The sequence below is a fragment of the Kribbia dieselivorans NBRC 106261 genome, from assembly GCF_001552435.1.
GTDB classification, from domain to species: Bacteria; Actinomycetota; Actinomycetes; order Actinomycetales; family Dermatophilaceae; genus Kribbia; species Kribbia dieselivorans.
The window spans coordinates 1-19,941 of the sequence record NZ_BCRE01000025.1 but is presented as its reverse complement, the minus strand read 5'-3'; the positions used below and the strand labels follow the sequence as shown (position 1 = coordinate 19,941).

The following is a 19,941-nucleotide window of genomic DNA, read 5'->3' as shown; positions in this document are numbered from 1 at the left end:
CAGGCCCTTGCCGGCCTTGGGGACGCCGCCATGCAGGGTCGTGTGCAGCGGGTCGGTGCTCGGCTCGACGAACAGCACGCGCAGGTCGTCGTGGCGACGCAGGAGACCGGCGATGAGGTGCTGGTTGCGGCGCCAGATGGCGTCCCATGGTTCGAGGGACAGGACGATGAGGTCTCTCACAGCACGCTCCGATACACCGCTTCGGTGCCGCGTTGTTGGCTCTCGATCGAGAACGCCTCGCGTTGGCGGAGCGCCGAGGCGCGGCCGACGCGGTCGCGGTGGACCGGGTCATGGGCCAGGTCCTGGAGGGCCAAGGCGGCGCTGGGCACGTCGTCGGGGGCGAGCAGGCGGGCGACCGGCACGGAGCCGATGGTCTCGAGGTGCCCACCGGCGGCGGCGGCGAGGACCGGGGTGCCGGCGGCCATGCCCTCGAGCACCGTCAGACCGAGGCCCTCGATGGCGCACGGGGCCATGAGCACCCCGGCCGTGGCGAGGCGCTGTGGCGCGTCGGCGACGTGGCCGAGGAACCGGACGTGCGCGGCGATACCCAGTCGGTGGGTCAGGGCCTCGAGGTCGGTGCGCAAAGCTCCCTCCCCGGCGATGTCGAGCCGCCAGCCGTGGTCGATCAGACCGGAGGACGCGAACGCGGCGATCGCGATGTCGGCGCCCTTCTCGGGTTCGAGGCGCTGGAGCAGGAGCACGCTCTGCTCCCGCTCCGCGGCGGGCAGGCCGTCGGGGCGAGGTGCCACCCCGGAGTGCACGACCGTGCTGTCGCCGTCAATGCGATCGGCGACGTAGTGGCTCACGGCGATCTGGGCGGCGACGCGGTGGCGGAGGTACCGGCCGGCCAGACGTACCGGGGCGGAGCCCCCGCGGACACCGGCGAAGTGTCGGGTCACGACGTAGCGAGGACCGCCGGAGCGTCGTGTGAGGAACCCGCCCAACGCCGCTCCGACCTCGGCGGCGGTCATGTGGAGGTTGACGACCTCGACGTCGCCCGCCTGGCGCAGCGCCCGCGTCACGCCGAGCACGGTGGTCGCCGGAAGGTGCCGAACGGAATCCGGCAGACCGGCCTGCATCCGTGGCGGATCGCCGCCGATGACGGTGACCTCATGCCCGGCCTCGTCCTCGGCGCGAGCCAGTTGCTGGATGTGTCGTTCGACGCCGGCGAACCCGTCGGAACGGACAGCGTGCGCGATCCTCATGCGACTCCATCGACGCGCTGGTCGTCGGCCGCGCGGGGGAGCAGTCCGTGCTCCTCGAACGCGGTGAGGTACTGCTGCGCCACCGCAGTCCACGTGTGCTTCTCGGCGGCCGCGCGCGACGCCCGGGCGAGTTCGTCCCGCGGGATTGCGGTCAGATCGCGGACCGCGGCGGCGACCTCCGTCGCGCGCGCCGGGGTGATGGTCCCGTTGACCCCGGGCGTCAGCACATCGCGGGCGCACCCGGTATCGGTCGTCACGACCGGAACGCCGCACGCCAGCGCCTCGAGGACGACCAGACCGTACGACTCGTACAGCGTCGGGAACACGAAGACGTCCGCAGTGTGGAAGTACGGGCGAGGATCGGACACCTGACCGATGACATGGACGCGTTCGGTCAGACCCCGAACCGTGACCTCGGCAGTCAGGCCGTCGACCATGTCGGCGGTGCCCCCGACGACCACGAGGTGGTGGTGAACGTCGGCGAGAGCCAAGGCCTCAAGCGCGACCGGCAACCCCTTGCGGTCGTACTCATGGCCGACGAAGAGCCACACCACATCTCCGTCGCTCAGGTCCATCTCGTCGCGCGCGCGACGACGTTCCTCGGTGGTCGGCGGTCGGAACTTCGCCGTGTCAACCCCGTTGCCGACCACGGCGGTGGGCACCCTGAGGCGAGGGAAGGCGGACCGGAGTCCCTCGTCGTCGAGTTGCACCAGATTGATCACCAGCCGGTGTGGGCCGGCGGGCGATTCGTAGCGGAGGCGGTCGCGCAGATAGGTGAACACATGGAGGGGATTGCGGATCATCCGCAGCCACGCGGACCCTCTGGCCTTCATGGCGTTCAGGACGATGCCGTGATTGACGTACACATCTCCGGCGAGCGCGTCGTTGTGGCAGACCGTCACATCGGGTTGAAGCGTCGAGATCCGGCGCTTGGCGAGCACCGTGCCGACGGTGGAGAACCACACGACGCGCGCGATGATCGCCAGTTTGCCCGCAGCCCCGGCACCAGGCTCCGGCAACCACCCGCCGCCTGCTTCGGCCAGGGTGAATCGTTCGACCTCATGGCCAGCCCGACGCCACTCCTCTTCAAGGTGGTAGGCGACGGCACCGACTCCGGTGCCAGGCCCGATGACCGGGCAGATCTGCAGGATGCGGGTCATCTGGGCAGGCTCCTGTAGGTCGGGACCGGCATCGTGGGCGGGTCATCCTGCGCGTCAGTCAGGATGGGTTTGTGCGCGGCCGCTGAGGTGGGTGCGGCTGGCCGCTCGGCCTCCACGGTGCACTCGTCCTCACGATCGGCCTCCTCTTTCGCGACCATGCCGATACACAGCGCGAGGATGAAGAATGGCACCGAGGCGCCGACCGACGACCAGTACAGGTCGAACTGCGTCTGGGCGATGCGGGCGACGAGCACGGCTACGGCGATCGAGCCGATGCCCTTGGGCATCTGCCAGGCCACCAGCAGACTTCCACCGAACAACAGCACGAAACCGGCCAGACCGACGAGACCCGCGGTGGTCAGCATCTCAAGGATCACGTTGGGGGGTTGGTAGCCGATAGCGACGTCCCCCTGGTACCAGAACCGCAAACCGACACCGACCCACGGATGGTCGGACCACAGCGCCACGCTCTCCTGTAGCCACGCGACCCGCTGATTGGCCGAGTTGAAGCGGTTATCCGATTCGAGTTGGTTGCGGACCAGTAGGTACACCCCGACCAGGGCCGGGATCATCGCAGCGATGGCGATCTTGGAGCGTTTGTGCTCGGCGTCGGACCGCATAACGAGCACGATGATCGCCACACCAAGGCCGACGATCGACTGGCGGGCCTGGGCCATCGCGATGGCCGCGGCCAGAACAGCCATGCCCCCCCAGTGCACCAGCCCAGGGAGACGGATCGAGCGTGGGGCCGCGTACATCGTCACCAGGACGATCATCACCACGAGGCCGATGTAGTTCTTGTGCATCGGGAATGGATAGGTGGGGTAGACCGCCCCGAAGCCGCCGCTCGCGTATTGCTGCACACCGCTGATGACCGCGCCGATGGCCAGGATGATCCCGGTGATCCAGAGAAGTCGCAGAGCGAGTGTCCCGAACCCCCGCCGACCGAGCATCCATCCGATCATCAGCGCCCCGAGGACCTGCACGCCGGCATGCGCCCACTCGATGACGTTCGCCGCGTAGGGATTCGTGAGAACGGTGAACAGCGTCGCCACCTGATAGGCGAAGGCCAGCCAGACCACGGAGAGCATCGGTCGACTGAAAGGCTTGGGCGCGAGAAGGATCGCCGGCACCATGGCCCCGGCCATGACGAAGTCGGAGACCGACAGGTCCGCCCCACCCGCCGCAACGCGTACGTTGACCAGCAGCAACGGCGTGACCAGCAGGGGGACGGCAGCCGGTTCCACGAACGTGATCGCCAGCGCGAACACCATCGCGGTCAGCGCGAACGCCACAATCGGCTGGTGCGGGATGAGGTACCCCACGGCAAGGAGCACCGCGACGGTGCCCACAACGAGGATCACCGCCTTCGTCCCCATGGCGATGCGGTCAGCGACCTGCGCGCGATCCGCCCCGAGCAGGCTCATGACACGTATCCCGGACGGGGCTGCTCCGCACGGATCGGGCCGGTGCGGTACAGCGCGAACCGATTGCGCGCCAAGGCTTGGCGCTCGCCGCGCAGCACCGTGCCCCGCACCGCAGATCCGGCCATCTCGCCCAGCCGAGCGATCTGCCATCCAGCGGCTCCGAAGTGCTTGCGCATGTAGCGCTCCTGGGAGGCGTGGAACCACGACTCACGCCGCCAGGGGTCGGTGCTCGTCGCCGCTCCGATGTGCATCGCCGTGACCTCCGGGACCACGCGGTGGCGCCACCCCAGGAGGTGCGCTCGGTAGGCCCAGTCGGTCTCCTCGGCGTAGAGGAAGAATCGCTCGTCGAACGGACCGACCTGAGCCAAGGCCTCGGCGCGCAGCAGCAGCACGGACCCGATGACGAAGCCGATCTCGGCGGATCGGTGCTTGCCCAGCCCGACGGCTTCGGTCCACGTCCCGAGCGGTTGGGGGAAGGGCCACTGCACCTTCGCCGGGGCACCGGTGTCGTCGACCTGAGCCGGAGCGACCGAAGCCAGTTTTGGATCAGCGAGCAGGGCCCGATGGAGTTCCGTGACCTGTTCCGGAGTGACGACGGCGTCGGGGTTGAGCAACAGCACGTCCGCCGTGGGGTCGTCCAGGCGCCGAAGCCCTTCGTTGACCCCCGCGGCGAAGCCACCGTTGCGCCCTGGATCTACGTACGCCACGCCCAAGCGGTCACAGAGATCCCGAATATCAGGCCGCGACGAGTTGTCGACGACCGTGACCGGCAGGTCCTTGACCGGGGTCAGCGCACGCTCCAGTAGGTCGGGGGCGCCGTAGGCGACGACGATGACGTGCAGAGCGCGCCGGGTTTCGAGGTTCGGCCGATGGGTGGCGGTGGCGTACATCTCGGAGTAGCGCCGAGCCACCTCGTCCCAGCCCGTTCGGGCGGCGGTGGCCAGGCCCGCGTCGCGGAGCCGATCACGCAGGCCCGGCTCGGTCACGACCCGAACCAGCGCCGAGCGCAGCGCGTCAGCGTCACCCTCTGGCACGAGAAGGCCGGCGTCACCGACAACATCGGGCAGGGCACCGGAGGCGCTGGCGACGACCGGGGTGCCACACGCCATTGACTCGACGGCGACCCGCCCGAACTGCTCGATCCAGCCCGGTGTCGTGCGTGAGGGTACGGCCAGCACGTCACACGAGCGATAGAAGTCCGGGAGCTCGTCGCTGTGAACGACTCCGAGGAACGTCACACGCCCCGCCAGGTCCGGTTGGGAAGCGCGGGCACGCAATGCTGCCTCGGCGGGGCCTGCGCCGGCAATGCGCAGGTGGAGGCGGGAGTCGCCGGCGACGGCCTCGAGCAACACGTCCACGCCCTTGTGCGGAGCCAAGCGGCCGGCGTATCCCACGATGATGGTGCTGGCGCCGACATTGGGCCCCCTGGGCGTCGTGGGGTCCGACTGAGGGGTGAACGTCTCGAGGTCCGTGCCCAAGGGGATGTTGACGGCCTGCCCCGGGAAGCCCTTGCGCTCAACGATCCGTGCGGCCGCGTCATTGCACGTGTGCACCGCGGCCGCACCGCGTAGAGCGGCGCGCTCGAACCACCGAAACGGTGGAGGGTAGTTCTTCTCCAGGTTCTGGGCGGAGTACAGGGCGTACGGCGCACGGTTCCGGCGCAGCCACTTGATGGCGAGCACCTCGGCGGTCGCCAAGGCGAACGGCTCCTCGTGCAGATCGACGAGGTCCCACACCTTGCCCAGCTCATGCCACAGCGGGCGAGGGTCGTATACGAAGAGGGCGGGGTGCTGCCCCCAGGTGCGGACTCCTTCGACATCCTCACCGGGGCGCGGCGTCAGCGGTACCTCGGCCCCCGCCTCGTTCCACGAACGGGAGCTGAGCAGGTGCACGTCATGGCCGAGCCGTAGCAGGGCGCGCTCGCGCTCCCGCCACTGGTCGACGACGGCGCTGTGCGAGATGCGCAGGATGCGCACTTTTCGTCTCCCCTCGTCCCCCGTAATGAACTGGGCCATCGTAACCGCCGGGCACCGACAACGCTCAGGACGGTGGATGGGGTGGGACTGCGGACGTAATGGTTGTCCGGGCGCTGTGCGATCATTTTGGAGATTGTCCGATTGCCGATTTGCGGTACGTCTATCTGGTGGGGGAGTTCATGACGCTTCGGGAGTTCGTCAACATCCTGAGGTCCCGGTGGCGTGTCATCGTCCTGTGCACCCTGTTCGTCACCGCGCTGGCCGCCGCCTTCACGGCGGTGCAGACACCGGTCTACACCGCAACGGCAAAGGTGTACTTCCTCGTCAACAGCAGCGGCGCCAGCAAGAACTCGGGCGGATACCTGCTCACCCAGGCCGATCTCGACACGTTCGCCGAGATCCTGTCGGCGCCGTCGGTCGTCGAACCGCTGCGCAAGGAGTTGGACCTGCCGTCCGGTGCCCCCGTCAACGTGTCGGCCGCGATCTCCAGCTCCTCGACGATGATGACGTTCACCGCTCAGGACTCCGATCCGACGCTGGCCGCCGACATGGCCAACGCCGCCGGCCCGGTTCTGGCTCAGGTGGCCCCGGAGTTCTCCCAGCTTCTCAAGGCGAGCGGGCAGTCCATCGAGGCCCGACCGGTGGCCCCCGCCCAGGTGCCCGGCACGCCGAGTTCCCCGAACGTCCCGCGAAACGTGCTGCTTGGCCTGCTCGCGGGTGTGGTGCTCGGCATCTCCGTGGCCATGATGCGCAACTCCCTCGACACCAAGGTCCGCAGCGACGACGACGTCAAGGCGATCTCCGACCGCCCGCTGCTCGCTCGGCTTCCGCTCGTCAAGCGGGCCCGGGGCAACTGGATGTCGATGGTCGATGACCCTCACGGCGCTCACGCCGAGGCCATTCGCCGGCTGCGGGCCAACATGATGTTCGTCGACGTCGCCACCCGCCGGCATTCTTTCGCCGTCACCTCGTCCCTGCCGGGCGAGGGCAAGACCACCACGGTGGTCAACCTCGCTCACGCGACCTCCGACTCCGGGTTGAAGACGCTGCTCGTCGACGCCGACCTGCGCAATCCGTCGGTGGCCCAGCGCATGGGTCTCGAGGGTGAACTTGGTCTGACGACCGTGTTGCTGGGCGCGGCCCAGCCCAGCGACGTCATCCAGCGCATCGGCCAGACGAACCTCTACGTCATGACGGCTGGGGAGATCCCGCCGAATCCGAGCGAGTTGCTGGGGTCCGAGCCGATGCAGCAACTGTTCGAGCGACTCACCAGCGAATTCGACTTCGTGCTCGTCGACACTCCTCCGGTCATCCCGGTCGTCGACGCGTCCCTGATCCAACGTTTCACCGGCGGACTCATCATGGTCGTCGGCGCCGGGCGCACCCGTAAGCGCGACCTCACCTCCGCAGTTCGCCAGTTGGAGACGGCCGGAGCGCGGATCGCGGGGTTCGCGTTCAACAAGGACTCGGCCGCCACCTCGGGCAACTACTACTACGGTCGATACGGCCGGTACGGGCGCACCCCCGAGGGCACCGAGGCGACGCACGCCGCGGGGTCGGAGAACCCCGCAGCGCTGGCGTCGAGCCTCGGGGAAAGCCGTCGCGACCGCAAGGGCAGCGAGCCGCGCCGCAGCCTGCTTCGCCGCTGACCTCAGCCTCGGGTGAGTAGCCCGAGGTCGGTGCACTGACGGAGGAACTCCGTCACATCGGCCTCGACGACGGAGGGCTCGACTCCTGCCTCCACTGCCGTGCGGGTGACGAGATCAGTGTCCCCACCCTCCTCCAGGAGTGACCAGATCAAGGCACCGCTGCCGGTGAATCCGACCAGCGGGCCTGCGGGCAGCAGGGCCACCCACACCTGATCGCCGCTCCACTCGATCGCGACGTCGGGGGAGATGTGCCGCGTCATGACCGCTGTGCCTTCCACCACTCACCCAGACCGCGCGCCGGGCGGGCGAAGAACTCGACGACGATCTCCCACCATGTGACCGGTCGCCCGCGCACCATGCGCAGGTGATCGACATTGACGAGCGGAGCCCGGAGAACGAGCACGGTCTTGGCCGCTGGTGTGCGGGCGGCCTTGATGCGCGCACGCCATTCCTCAAGTCTGGTGCCGCCCCGGGAGGCCACCTTCCAGATCAGGTACTGCGGGTCATCTCGATGCTCGTCGAGGGTGCCAGTGACGACCGAGAAGGGCACCTCCGCCCCGAGAGCGGTCACGAGGCCCTTCACCTCGTCGCGCAGGTCGTTGTCCGCGGCACCCCAGGAATGCTCAACGTCGCTGTCTGCGCGTCCGCTGCCGGGCGAGCGGGCTGCGTGGAGGGCGATGATAAGCACCTGGGCAGGCAAGGAGGGCACGGGGCACGCCCGACCGGCGATGGTCGCGTCGTGCCGGTCGGTCCACAAGCGATCGAAGGCCTGTTCTCGCGGCACGGTGAATCCCGGAATGAGGCGGTGCACATCCGCCAGACCCCACTCGGGGTGGCGGAAGGCCGCCGAGTGCTCGAACGATGAGGCACTGCGAAAGTGCTCCTGTTGGACCCACCCCGCCTCACGCAGTGCCGTGATGAAGTGGCGCAGGTGACTCGGCCGGACGACGATGTCCGCATCGGTGCTCGTCCGGCCTGGCCGGACAATCTGCGGGTCGAGGGCAGGACCCTTGATGTGCAGAACGTCAACGCCGTGGCGATCCGCCACGTGCTGGAGCGCAGCATGCGCGAAGGCCACCCGCACGGTGAGGGGTGGTTCCACCATCGTCGACTCGCCCATGCCCGCCCCTCTCGTCAACCTCGCGCAGTCTCGCACATGGTCGACACCTGCCCTGAATCGCCTGCCTGCGACAATCCGGATCATGCGGATCTCCCTCATCTCATCCTCCTTCCACCCGTATCCCGGTGGGGTGGAGGAGCACACCCGCCATGTGGCCCGCGAACTCGTTGCCCGAGGTCACGAGGTCGTCGTCTGGACGGTTGACCGAGGTGAGCACCTCGGAGTGCGGACCGTTGACGGGATCATCGTCCGCTATCTCCCGACACCACTCCCGGCCCGGCAGGCCGGTGCGCTGGCACGGGCCGCGTTGACCGTCCCGAGCGCCCTGGTGAAATGGTTGGCCGCCTACCGCGACGATCGCCCGGAGATCCTCAACGTCCAGTGCTTCGGTCCGAACGGGGTGTACGCCCAGGCCGTTGCAGCGCTCACGCGGACTCCGCTCGTCATCAGCGCTCACGGTGAGACCTTCATGGACGACCACTCGTTGTTCGACGAGTCTGCGCTCGCTCGAACCGCGCTCCGGCGTGGACTTCGCAGGGCGGATGTCGTGACCGGCGCGTCGGAGTTGGTCCTCGACGATCTGCGTGCCCGTTTCGGGTTGACCGGCGGAGATGTCGTGGCGAACGGTGTCGATCTCAATGAGCCTGAGAGGCTCAGAGGCGGCGGCGATCGGGTCGACAAGGAGCCAACGACGATCGTCGCGGTGGGTCGGGTGGAGCGCGTCAAGGGCTTCGACCTGCTCCTGGACGCCTTCGCCGCAAGTGGATTGGCCGCTGAGGGCGCGCGGCTCGTGATTGGTGGTGACGGAGGAGCGCTCGCGGACCTGATCAAGAAGGCCGCCGATCTCGGTATCACCGACACGGTGGAGTTCCCCGGTCGCTTGGATCGGCGCGGTGTGATCGACCTCATGACCCGGGCCGGTGTCGTCGTCGTGCCGAGTCGCCGCGAGGCCTTCGGCATCGTCGCGCTGGAGGCGTGGCGAGCCGGAGCGGTGCTGGTGGCGACCTCCCTGGGCGGACCGGCGACCTTCGTGCGCGACGGAGTTGATGGCCTCATCGTTGACCCGACCGATTCAACAGCCTTGGGCAGCGCTCTACGGAGGGCCGTCGACGACGGCGAACTGGCAGCGCGGCTGAGTCAGGCCGGCCGGGACCGGGTCACCGAGTTCACCTGGGACCGGGTGGCCGCGGACTACGAGAAGGTCTTCGCCAGGGCCCGCGCTCGCCGCCGGTGAGTCAGCGGCCGGCCGCGACCTTCGCCCACACTTCGGCGTGGGCCGCGGCGCTGCGCTCCCACGTGAAGATGCGAGCGCGCTCGCGGGCGCGTGCCGTCATGGCGTCATCAGGATTCCTGACAGCGTCGATGATGCCCTCGGCGATCGCTGCTCCGGTCGGCTCGACCAGCCGAGCCGCGTCCCCGACTACCTCGGGCAGGGAGCTCGTGTTGGCGGCGACCACCGGGGTCCCAGCCGCCATCGCCTCCAACGCTGGGAGACCGAAGCCCTCGTAAAGCGAGGGGACGACCACCACGGCAGCGGCTGCGACGAGGCCGGGCACCATCTCACCGGGTATCCGGCCGACCAGGTGGGTACCAGGTTGGTGGGCGAACAGGGAGGTTCGGCGTTGGTGCTCCGGACCGGAGAGGACGAGTGACAGGTCGGGGACGGCGGCGCGGACGATCGGCCACGCGTCGGCCAGACCCTCGAGGTTCTTACGGGTTGCCGCGCCACCGGCGATGAGCACATAGCGTCCGTCGACGCCCAGTTCCGTCAACACCGACTCCGGCAAGGGGGCGGCGTCGAGAAAGTCCGGCGAGACACCGTTCGGCACCACGTACGGATCGCGGATCCCGAGCAGGTCGATGGCCTCCTGCGCGCTGAACTCCGAGACGCAGATGACAGCGGCGGCCCGCCGAAGCTCCGCCGCGGCGGCCGGCACGGGGTCGGATTCATCGTCGAAACGCCACGCGACGACGTCGTGCAGGGTGACGACCTCGGTCGGGCCAGGAGGGAGTTCGAGGTTCATCCGGTGCACGACATCGCTGCGGCGGTACAGCGCACGCCCGACGAGGTCGCGCTGCCGCACACCCGCGTTGGTCATCCAACCCGAGGGCAAACGGTGGGTGCCCGGCAACGGCGACCGCAGCGATCTCGCGATCACCCGGTCCACGTGCCATTCGCCGTGGTTGGCCAGGGACGAGGCGGCCCGGGCCGCGATCTCCTCCTGATAGACCTGTGCGCCCATGGGCGCGGCTGTGGCAGCACTGGCGATGGTGAGCCGGTTCATGTGGATCCCCTGACGTTCGTCCCGCACGGATACTAGGCCACGCTGTCCGGCAGAATGGTGTGCCGTCCAGAGCCCGGTTAACCTGCCGTTATGCCCGCCTCGGAGGTACCTCGAATGCGCTCGCTCGGGGTCGTCGTGTCCGGATCCCTTCTCGTGGTGGCGTTTGTGGCGTTTGGGGCCATTGCGGTCTTCACGCCTGTCGGTCAGTGGGTCGACGTGCACCTTTATGGCTTGACCGTGCGACACACCCCGGGGGTCCTGGCGCAGGGTGCCGACAGGCTGGCGCGTGAAGTCCTGCTTGTTGGCGGCCCCGCTGTGGCAGCGCTCCTGGGTCTGGTGGCGCTGGTCCGAGGCCGGTGGCGCAACGTCCTTGGGGCGGCGTTGGTTGGGGTCGTCGTTCCTGCGGTGTGGGCCCTTCGAGGGGCACTTCCCCGCCCGGATTTCGGCGTGGGGGCGTACCCCTACAACACCTTTCCCTCCACCCACGTGGCCATCGTGGCTGTCTCCTGTTGGGCGATCTGGCTCTGTTGGCCGACCGGCCGACGGAGTTGGGTCCCCTGGACCCTGGTGGGTATCGTCGTGCTTGCCTTATTCGGCAACGTTGCGAATCACGCCCACATGCCGGCGGACGGCCTGGGCAGTCTGCTGCTGACCGGGGGCGTGGGGCTGCTCGCCTGCACGCTCGTGGGCCTCGACCCGCTGTCGCCCACAACGGGCGCAAAGCGCCAGCCCGAGTCGGAGCCAGTGGGGGTGATCACCCGATGAAGGTCGCTGTGCTGGACCACACGGCCACGCTGGGAGGCGCGGAGTTGGCGTTGGCTCGCACGCTCGAGGCCCTACCTGCCACGGCTCCGGAGTTGAGCGTCGTGCTCTTCGCCGAGGGACCGCTCGCGGCACGGCTGCGCCGCGCTGGCCTGCGCGTAGGTGTTCTCCCGTTGAGAGAGGAAGTGTCTGAAACCACTCGGCACGAGGCGGGGGGAGCGATCGCCGCCTTGCGCGGGGGACTGGCCGTCACACCTTTCGCCCTGCGGTTGGCGAGATTGCTGCGCGCCGAGGGCGTCGACGTCGTCTACACCACCTCCCTCAAGTCCGACCTCATCGGACTGGTCGCGGCGCGGTTGGCCGGAGCCAAGCTGGTCTGGCATATCCATGATCGGATCAGTGAGGACTACCTTCCCGCCCCGGTGGCACGTATGCTTCGGCGGCTGGCCCGGAGGGCACCCGACCTGGTGATCGCGAACTCGTATGCCACGGCTGCGACGATCTCCGGGGCACAGCGGTTGCGGGTGATCCACCCCGGTCTCACGCCGGAGCAGATCGGCCCCGCACCGCGTGCTGGCGATTCAACGCGCACGACCGCACCCGTGGTGGGGCTCGTCGGACGCATCAGCCCCACGAAGGGGCAGCTCGAACTGGTCCGTGCAGCGCCGGCGATCCTCGAGGCACACCCCACCACGCGGTTTCGGCTGATCGGCGAGCCGATGTTCGGTGCGCAGGCCTACGCCGACGAGGTCATCGCCGAGGCGCAGCGCCTCGGCGTGGCCGACCGGATCGAGGTGACCGGGTTCATCGAGGCGATCACGGCGGAGATGGCCTCTCTGACGGTATGCGTCCACGCCTCGCCGACTCCGGAACCCTTCGGTCAGGTCGTTGCCGAGGCGATGGCCCAGGGCACCCCAGTGGTGGCCACGAAAGCCGGGGGGGTCCCGGAGATCTTCGACGACCCCGAGGCGGACGGCCCCCTGGGCTGGCTGGTCGAACCAGGAGACGTCCACGGCCTGGCCGAAGCGGTCGTCGACGCACTGTCGAACCCCGCAGAGGGAAGTGAACGAGCCGTGCGCGCATGGGAATCCGTGACACGACGTTTCCCAATCTCCGAGACGGCACGTTTGCTGAACGAGGCGTGGTGGGAGACTGTGAACGTTTCATTGTCTGAGCGCGGGGGCGGTTAAGAGTTGACACGGGTCGCGATCGCTCACGACTACCTCACACAGCGGGGCGGAGCTGAGCGTGTTGTCTTGTCGATGGCCCGAGCCTTCCCGGGCGCTCCGATCTACACCACGCTCTACGAACCGGACTCGACCTACCCAGAGTTCCGTGACCTCGACATCCGTACGTCTCCACTGAACCGCCTCAGCGACCTGCGCAAGGATCACCGCCGCGCCCTGCCGCTGTTGCCGTGGGGCATCGGTCAAATGCGCATTCATGCGGACGTCGTCGTCGCCTCCAGCAGTGGGTGGGCGCACGGGATCAGGACGACGGGCCGCAAGCTCGTCTACTGCCACGCGCCCGCGCGTTGGGTGTACCAGACCAAGGACTACCTCGGCACCCACAACCTGTGGCGACACCCGATCGGCGCACCGTTGATGGCCCTGCGTCCGGCGTTGACTCGCTGGGATCGGGCCGCGGCGAGCACCGCCGACCGCTACTTGGCGAACTCGAACGTGGTGCGCGAACGCGTCGCCGAGGCCTACGGCATCGAGGCCGACGTGCTCTTCCCGCCGTTCGGGGTGGACACCCACGGTGAGGTCGAGGTCGTGCCGCAGGCTGCCGAGTGGGCAGACGAGGGCTTTCACCTGATCGTTTCTCGCCTGTTGCCGTACAAACACGTGCGCGAGGCCATCGAGGCGTTCACCGACCTCCCGGAGCGACTGCTCGTCATCGGGGCCGGGCCGCAGGAGGCCGAGTTGACGGCGATGGCGCCCCACAACGTGCGCTTGGCGGGCAGGCTGACCGATGCCCAGATGCGGTGGGCCTACCACCATGCGAACGTCCTGGTGGCTCCCAGTTACGAGGATTTCGGGCTCACGCCGCTGGAGGCGGCGTCCTTCGGCAAGCCCACCCTGGCATTGCGGGCGGGTGGCTACCTCGACACCATCGACGACTCCGTCAACGGAGCCTTCTTCGGCGCCGCGACCCCCGCGGCGATCCGCGCTGCGGTGATCGACAACCGTGACCGGCTCTGGCAGCCCGGGGCCATCACGGCGCATGCGGAGCGGTACTCGGAGGAGCGGTTCGTGGCCGAACTCCGCCGCGAGGTCGAGGCCATGACAGGCCCCTACGTGCCAACCACTGGCTGAGAGGGCAGAATAGCTTCTCGGCGCAGCGCTTGAGGTGTTTAAGCGCGTCCCACTTGTTGACGCTGCCCTGTCCGGGGCGGTGACGGGCGAGCTGACGGGGCAGAGGGATGGGCAAGGGGTCTGAGGAGGGGTGGCGTCCGCGTCATGCGGCTCTGTCTCCGTTGGACCGGATCCCCAGGTCTCGGACCCAGGCCCTGACCCGCCTCGCCGGGCTGCTCTCCGACTTGGCGGCGGTGGCCATCGCCTCAATGCTGGCGTACGTCGGGCGCTCCCGACTCCCGGTCTTCTCCGCGGTGGAGGACGTCACCGGGTCATCCCTCGCGACAGGCGTACTCATCGCGCTGACCTGGATCGCCTGCAATGCCGTCCTCTCCGCCTACTCGGCCCGCGAAATGGGCAGCGGGTCCTGGGAGTTCCAGCGGGTCGCCTTCGGGGGAATGATGGCCGCCGGCGTCGTCGGCATCGCGTGCTATCTCATGAAGTACGACCTCTCACGCGGCTACTTCCTCCTCCTGTTCGCCATCGGTATCCCCCTGATGCTCATCTTCCGGCTGATCCTGCGACGAACACTGAATCGCGCGCACCGCCGAGGAGTGCTGCAGCGCCGAGTCCTCATCGCCGGTACCCCGCAGCATATTGACGACGTCGTCAAGGTGCTCACGCGCGAGTCGTGGTTGGGCTACACCGTCGTGGGCGCGATGGCCCGGGTCGGCTGGAGCGCGGACGAAACGCCGGGCGGAGTCCCGTTCGTCGGAGCGACCAAGAACGTCGTCGACCTCGTGGAGCAGTACGGCGCCGACGCGGTGGTCTTCACGGAGGGGTCGTTCCCCACCTCGGCGGACTTCCGGCGCACCGCCTGGGAATTGGAGTCCCTCGACGCTCAGATGATCGTCGTTCCGGCGCTCTCCGACATCTCGAGCCAGCGCGTTCAGGTGCGTCCCGTGGCCGGCCTGCCGCTGCTCTTCGTGGAGCCTCCGCAGCGTGAAGCCGCGGCGCATCTGTCGAAGCGCGTGTTCGACCTCGTCGGGTCGGCCGGGCTGTTGGTGCTGTTCTCCCCGGTGTTCCTCATCACCGCTCTGGTCATCTGGCTCGACGACCGCGGTCCGGTGATCTTCCGCCAGACCCGCGTGGGCTTGGATGGCAAGGAATTCACCTGCCTGAAGTTTCGGTCCATGGTCGTCAATGCCGAAGAGGTGCTCAAACAGATCCAGCACCTCAACCAAGCTGATGGCGTGCTGTTCAAGATGGAGAACGACCCGCGGATCACCAAGCCCGGTCGCTTCATTCGCCGGTACTCCGTCGACGAGTTGCCCCAGTTGTGGAATGTGTTGCGCGGCGACATGTCCCTGATCGGTCCCCGCCCGCCGCTGCCAAAGGAGGTGGCGAACTACCAGTCCGACGTCGTCCGCCGCCTGCGCGTGCGGCCGGGCATGACCGGTCTGTGGCAGGTGTCGGGGCGCTCCGACCTGTCGTGGGACGACACCGTCCGGCTTGACCTCTACTACGTCGACAACTGGTCGATGGTCCAGGACCTGACCATCCTGCTGCGCACCTTCCAGGCCGTCTTCGGGCGCAGCGGGGCGTACTGACCACAGACAGACGAAAGGGCCGGAGCCAGCCTGCAGGCTGACCCCGGCCCATTCACCGTGGCCGCGGCTACTTGCCGTTCTTGGACGTCACCGCCTTGTAGGCGTCGACGATCCCGTCACCGTAGAAGGTGTTCTTGGCCGTCGTGCCCGTGCATGTCGCCGTGTACACGTCGGGCAGCAACGGGTAGACCTGCGTGCCACCGGCCGGGCACGCGGTGTCCTTGGTCGTGGCCGCGAGGATCTTGTCGGTCTGGCTCGCGTTGAGGGTCAGGCCACCGTTCTTCGGGTCCTTGTGGCCCCAGCGCCCAACGATCAGCGCAGCAACGCCGGCGGCGTGCGGTGAGGCCATCGACGTTCCTTGGATGGCCTGGTAGTAGCCCTCGCCGTCCTTGACGACGAAGCCCTCGTTGCCGGGTGTGATGTCGCCGGTCACGGGGTCGATGGCGCCCTCCTCGATGCCGACGTTCTTCGGGTACGCCGCGAGGATGAGGTTGCCCGGGCTGCGGTACTGATCGGTGCCCGGGAAGTCGCGGGAGTCACCGCCGGGGGCGGAGATGTCGATCCCGGTGCCGTAGTTGGAGTAGTACGCCTTGCGACCCGACGGGCCGATCGACGAGACGGTGTTGACCCGGTAGCCCTCGGCTGGCATGTCGAGGCAGGAACTGTCGATCGCGCGCACCCGCTCATTGCCTTCGGGGAAGTCGGGGCTGGTGTCGTCGCTGACCTTGTTGTCGAGGTCCTGGTGGTCGTTGCCGGCCGCCGCGACCAGGGTGACGCCCTGACGGTGCGCGTACTTCAGGGCACGGTTGGTCGCGTCGATGACCAGGCTCTGCTCCGCCTGCTCCGCCGGGGAGTCGGCCGGGTTGGCGCGGCAGTTGTACATCCACGGGTCGATGTAGTAGCTCATGTTGACCACGTCGACACCGGCCGACGGGGCGTACGTCAGCGCATCGACGGTGGCCTTGAGGAAGAAGTAGCCTGAATCCTGACCGGCGCGCAGGTTGACGATCTCGGCGTTCGGGGCGACACCGGCGATGCCCTGACCGTTGACCGGAGAGGCGATCGTCGAGGCCACGTGCGTGCCGTGACCGTTCTCGTCGACGTCGGCCGGGTCGGAGCAGCTCTGGTCGGGCTCGTCGGCACACGCGCCGTCGATGGACTCGATGTCGGTGGTGAAGTTGCGCGACAACGTGAAGTTGAAGTTGGGCTTGATGTCGGGGTGGTTGCCGTCGACGCCGGTGTCCATGATGCCGACGCGCACCCCACGGCCGGTCTCGACCTTGTGGGCCTGAGCCGTGTTCATCATCCGCATGTCCCACTGGCGACTGGCCAGGGGCTCACCGGTGGTGTTCGGAGCCGGGAAGGTCTGCTTCTTCGACTGCCCCCAATTCTCCTTCTCGACCTTGTCCTTGTTCTTCGCCTTGGCCGGATCGTCGTACCCGACGACCTTGTCGCGCCCGACGGAGTCGACGGCGGCCGTGGCCGAGACAGCGGCGTTGAACGCGTCGGAGGAGGTCTCGACCGTGTACAGGCCGATGGCCTTGTTGACGTCGGTGACCCGGCCGCCGGCCGCGGAGATCGCCCGGCGCACCTGCGCGTCCGAGGCTGACGACGACGCCAGGACAAGGACGGATCGCGCCTCTCCAGACGTCGGCGCGGCGCTGGCTGCGGTGGACGAGACAACCCCGGCTGTGCCGGCGACCAGGGCTAGTGCGCCCAAGGCAGCGGCAGCGGTTCTTGGTTTCTGCATGAACTGTCTCCCATTCGACGTGGCCCGCCTCGTTGCTGGCCACCCGCCCTACTGTGCTCCTTTCGATGCCGGATTTGGGGGAAACATGCAGCAAACTGTCGGTCATGCGTCTCGTCAGTGCCAATGTCAACGGAATCCGAGCAGCCCAGCGACGGGGTGGGTTGGCCTGGCTCCAGGCGCAGCAGGCCGACGTCGTCACGCTGCAGGAGGTCCGGGCCAGCGACGACCAGTTGCGCAAGGTGCTTGCCGACGAGGGCTTCGGGCATTGGCCTGTGGCGCATGCCCCCGCCGCAGCCAAGGGCCGAGCCGGAGTCGCGATCCTCACCCGAACGGAGCCGACCAGGATATCCAGCGACCTGGCCGCCGATTTCGACGAGGCCGGCCGCTGGGTCGAGGTCGACGTCCAGACCGAGGCCGGACCACTGACGGTCGCCTCGGTCTACGTCCACACCGGGGAGGCGGACACCGACCGGCAGGTCGAGAAGTATCGCTTCCTCGACGTGCTCACTCAGCGGATGCGCGAATGGCGCGACGACGGTCGCCGTGCGGTGATCACCGGTGACCTCAACATCGGTCACACCGAGCACGACATCAAGAACTGGAAGGGCAACCGCGGCAAGTCCGGTTTCCTGCCGCAGGAGCGGGCCTACCTCGACCGGTGGTTCACGGAGCTGGGATGGGTCGACGTGCACCGGGCGCTCCACGGCCCTGGGCCCGGCCCCTACACGTGGTGGTCGTGGCGAGGGAAGGCGTTCGACAACGACTCCGGCTGGCGAATCGACTACCAACTGGCCACCTCGCCCCTGGCCCAGACCGCCACCGCGGCGGTGGTGGGGCGTGCCGAGTCGTACGACCAGCGGTGGAGCGACCACGCCGCCGTGAGCGTCGACTACGACCTCTGAGCACGACGCTCCGCCTCGCTGACCACCGCTTTGGGCGACGTGCGCGGGGGGTGCCAGAATGCTGGCCATGTCCGAAACCCCCACGGCCCCCGCACGCCCCCGCATCCTCTCCGGGATGCAGCCGACCAGCGACTCGCTGCACATCGGCAACTTCATCGGCGCGCTGAACAACTGGGTGCCGCTGCAGGACGAGTTCGACGCGTACTACTTCGTCGCCGATCTGCACGCCCTGACCGTGCCGACCGACCCCGAGGTCATCCGCCGCCGCTCACGCATCACCGCCGCGCAGTTCATCGCTGCCGGCATCGACCCGGAGCGTTCCGCGGTGTTCTGCCAGAGCCACGTGCAGGAGCACCCCGAGCTCATGTGGATCCTGGCGTGCCAGACCGCGTTCGGAGAGATGGGGCGGATGACGCAGTTCAAGGACAAGACCGCCAAGGGGCAGAACGCCAACGTCGGCCTGTTCATCTACCCGATCCTCATGGCCGCCGACATCCTCATGTACGACGCCGCGTACGTGCCGGTGGGGGAGGACCAGCGCCAGCACCTCGAAATCACCCGCGACCTGGCCGTGCGGGTCAACCAGCGCTTCGGTGAGAACACCCTCGTCGTGCCCGAGCCGTACATCCTCAAGGAGTCGGCGAAGATCCAGGACCTGCAGGACCCGTCGATGAAGATGAGCAAGACGAACTCGACGCCCAAGGGCCTGCTTGAGCTCATGGACGAGCCGGGCAAGCTGACCAAGAAGATCAAGTCGGCCGTCACCGACACCGACGGCGAGATCCGCTACGACCCCGAGAACAAGCCGGGCGTCTCGAACCTCCTCGTCATCCACTCCGCCCTGTCGGGCACGAAGATCGCCGATCTTGAGCGCCGCTTCGTCGGCGAGGGGTACGGAGCGCTGAAGGGCGAGGTGGCCGACGTCGTCACCTCGACGTTCACGCCCTTCCGGGAGCGGATGAACGAACTGCTCGCCGACCCGGCCGAGCTCGACCGCACCTTGGCCAAGGGCGCCGACCGGGCGCGTGAGATCGCCGTGGTCACGATGGACCGGGTGCGCAACGCGGTCGGGTTGTTGCCGGTGACGGGTCTCTGACGGGCGGGCGTCCGATGCCGGTGCTCGGTGTGTCCGTGACGATTCCTCCGCCGTGGGGGGAGTTCCTGCAGTCCAAGCGCGCCTCCTACGGCGATCCGCAGGCGCTCGCGATCCCGCCGCACGTGACGTTGCTGCCACCGACCGAGGTGGGTGAGGCCGAGCTTGCGGGGTTCGAGGAGCACTTGCGGGCTGTGGCCGGGCAGACGAGCCCCTTCCGGATGGTGCTGCGTGGGACCGGCACGTTCCGGCCGACCTCCCCGGTCGTGTTCGTCACGGTCGCGCAGGGCATCCCCTCATGTGAGCGGTTGGAGAAGGCCGTGCGTTCCGGGCCGGTTGAGCGCCGGCTGGACTTTCCGTATCACCCGCACGTGACCGTGGCCCATCACCTCGACGATGCCGGCCTGGACCTGGCGTTCGAGGACCTGGCCGACTTCCGTGCGGACTTCGTCGTCGACCACATCGATCTGTTCGACCAGAACGGTGACGGGGTATGGCACCCGCGCGTGAGTTTCGCGTTGGGATCGGGCAGTTGACGCGCGCTCAGCGATGACGGCCGTGGCGCGCGGAGCGTCCGTGCCGGGCGGCGCTGGGCCGTCGGCGGCGTAGCAGCGAGAAGACCGCGAGCGTGCCCAGACCGGCACCGGCCCAGCCCCAGACTGGCAGGGTCGCGCGAAGGGGCTGGGTGGCCGGCGTGGCGACCGG

17 protein-coding genes and 1 pseudogene are annotated in these 19,941 nt (G+C 68.3%); 9 read left to right on the top strand and 9 right to left on the bottom strand.

Annotated elements, in window-relative coordinates; genetic code table 11:
* From KD1_RS02465 to KD1_RS02445, 5 genes and pseudogenes are all read right to left on the bottom strand, one after another.
* Positions 1 to 180: pseudogene (locus KD1_RS02465) on the bottom strand (glycosyltransferase); the annotation flags it as partial.
* Positions 177 to 1,205, bottom strand: coding sequence for a glycosyltransferase family 4 protein (locus tag KD1_RS02460; protein WP_068397034.1), 1,029 nt, complete (start codon positions 1,203 to 1,205; stop codon positions 177 to 179). The pseudogene KD1_RS02465 and the gene KD1_RS02460, both read right to left, overlap by 4 nt.
* Positions 1,202 to 2,365: a glycosyltransferase family 4 protein gene (locus tag KD1_RS02455; RefSeq protein WP_068397031.1), complete on the bottom strand. Its 1,164-nt coding sequence runs from the start codon at positions 2,363 to 2,365 to the stop codon at positions 1,202 to 1,204. Before KD1_RS02455 ends, KD1_RS02460 begins: the two co-directional genes overlap by 4 nt.
* Positions 2,362 to 3,717 carry an O-antigen ligase family protein gene (locus KD1_RS02450; RefSeq protein WP_169795321.1) on the bottom strand — a complete coding sequence of 452 codons (1,356 nt, stop codon included), beginning with the start codon at positions 3,715 to 3,717 and terminating at the stop codon, positions 2,362 to 2,364. The genes KD1_RS02455 and KD1_RS02450 overlap by 4 nt, the downstream gene beginning before the upstream one ends.
* Positions 3,718 to 3,788: 71 nt before the next feature.
* Positions 3,789 to 5,768 (bottom strand): glycosyltransferase, encoded by a 1,980-nt coding sequence (locus KD1_RS02445; RefSeq protein ID WP_245627245.1) that lies wholly within the window; start codon positions 5,766 to 5,768, stop codon positions 3,789 to 3,791.
* Between the two features lie 179 nt (positions 5,769 to 5,947).
* On the opposite strand from KD1_RS02445, the gene KD1_RS02440 reads away from it, so the two are divergent.
* Entirely contained in the window at positions 5,948 to 7,417 is a 1,470-nt protein-coding gene (locus KD1_RS02440; protein WP_169795320.1) for a tyrosine-protein kinase domain-containing protein, read from the top strand.
* A gap of 2 nt (positions 7,418 to 7,419) precedes the next feature.
* Here the strand turns inward: KD1_RS02440 and KD1_RS02435 are convergent, their stop codons facing one another.
* Both KD1_RS02435 and KD1_RS02430 read right to left on the bottom strand, forming a co-directional pair.
* The gene (locus KD1_RS02435; protein ID WP_068397022.1) at positions 7,420 to 7,677 is read right to left on the bottom strand and encodes a PqqD family protein; all 258 of its coding nucleotides are present in this window, start codon (positions 7,675 to 7,677) and stop codon (positions 7,420 to 7,422) included.
* Positions 7,674 to 8,522 carry a nucleotidyltransferase family protein gene (locus KD1_RS02430; RefSeq protein ID WP_217995778.1) on the bottom strand — a complete coding sequence of 283 codons (849 nt, stop codon included), beginning with the start codon at positions 8,520 to 8,522 and terminating at the stop codon, positions 7,674 to 7,676. Before KD1_RS02430 ends, KD1_RS02435 begins: the two co-directional genes overlap by 4 nt.
* A 97-nt stretch (positions 8,523 to 8,619) precedes the next feature.
* Between KD1_RS02430 and KD1_RS02425 the strand changes: the two genes are divergently transcribed.
* Complete coding sequence (locus KD1_RS02425) at positions 8,620 to 9,771, top strand: glycosyltransferase family 4 protein (protein WP_068397016.1); 1,152 nt, start codon at positions 8,620 to 8,622, stop codon at positions 9,769 to 9,771.
* Position 9,772: 1 nt separating this feature from the next.
* On the opposite strand, the gene KD1_RS02420 is transcribed toward KD1_RS02425, so the two are convergent.
* Complete coding sequence (locus KD1_RS02420) at positions 9,773 to 10,822, bottom strand: glycosyltransferase family 4 protein (RefSeq protein WP_068397013.1); 1,050 nt, start codon at positions 10,820 to 10,822, stop codon at positions 9,773 to 9,775.
* Positions 10,823 to 10,912: 90 nt separating this feature from the next.
* Between KD1_RS02420 and KD1_RS02415 the strand changes: the two genes are divergently transcribed.
* The 4 genes from KD1_RS02415 (at position 10,913) to KD1_RS02400 (ending at position 15,491) form a co-directional block, all read left to right on the top strand.
* Complete coding sequence (locus tag KD1_RS02415; protein WP_157073119.1) at positions 10,913 to 11,587, top strand: phosphatase PAP2 family protein; 675 nt, start codon at positions 10,913 to 10,915, stop codon at positions 11,585 to 11,587.
* On the top strand, positions 11,584 to 12,774 hold the full coding sequence (locus KD1_RS02410) for a glycosyltransferase family 4 protein (protein ID WP_068397007.1): 1,191 nt from the start codon (positions 11,584 to 11,586) through the stop codon (positions 12,772 to 12,774). The genes KD1_RS02415 and KD1_RS02410 overlap by 4 nt, the downstream gene beginning before the upstream one ends.
* Before the next feature lie 3 nt (positions 12,775 to 12,777).
* Positions 12,778 to 13,902, top strand: coding sequence for a glycosyltransferase (locus tag KD1_RS02405; protein WP_068397004.1), 1,125 nt, complete (start codon positions 12,778 to 12,780; stop codon positions 13,900 to 13,902).
* 161 nt (positions 13,903 to 14,063) lie between these two features.
* On the top strand, positions 14,064 to 15,491 hold the full coding sequence (locus KD1_RS02400) for a sugar transferase (RefSeq protein ID WP_245627243.1): 1,428 nt from the start codon (positions 14,064 to 14,066) through the stop codon (positions 15,489 to 15,491).
* Positions 15,492 to 15,558: 67 nt separating this feature from the next.
* Here KD1_RS02400 and KD1_RS02395 read toward each other — a convergent pair whose 3' ends face one another.
* The gene (locus KD1_RS02395) at positions 15,559 to 17,241 is read right to left on the bottom strand and encodes a S8 family peptidase (protein WP_068397002.1); all 1,683 of its coding nucleotides are present in this window, start codon (positions 17,239 to 17,241) and stop codon (positions 15,559 to 15,561) included.
* Between the two features lie 104 nt (positions 17,242 to 17,345).
* Here KD1_RS02395 and KD1_RS02390 point away from each other — a divergent pair, with 104 nt between their 5' ends.
* The 3 genes from KD1_RS02390 to KD1_RS02380 are packed head-to-tail and all read left to right on the top strand — an operon-like array spanning position 17,346 to position 19,772.
* Positions 17,346 to 18,143 carry an exodeoxyribonuclease III gene (locus KD1_RS02390; RefSeq protein WP_068396999.1) on the top strand — a complete coding sequence of 266 codons (798 nt, stop codon included), beginning with the start codon at positions 17,346 to 17,348 and terminating at the stop codon, positions 18,141 to 18,143.
* A 58-nt stretch (positions 18,144 to 18,201) separates the two neighbouring features.
* Complete coding sequence (gene trpS / locus KD1_RS02385; RefSeq protein WP_068396996.1) at positions 18,202 to 19,239, top strand: tryptophan--tRNA ligase; 1,038 nt, start codon at positions 18,202 to 18,204, stop codon at positions 19,237 to 19,239.
* Between the two features lie 35 nt (positions 19,240 to 19,274).
* Positions 19,275 to 19,772 carry a 2'-5' RNA ligase family protein gene (locus tag KD1_RS02380; RefSeq protein WP_306307003.1) on the top strand — a complete coding sequence of 166 codons (498 nt, stop codon included), beginning with the start codon at positions 19,275 to 19,277 and terminating at the stop codon, positions 19,770 to 19,772.
* Positions 19,773 to 19,941 lie beyond the last annotated feature (169 nt).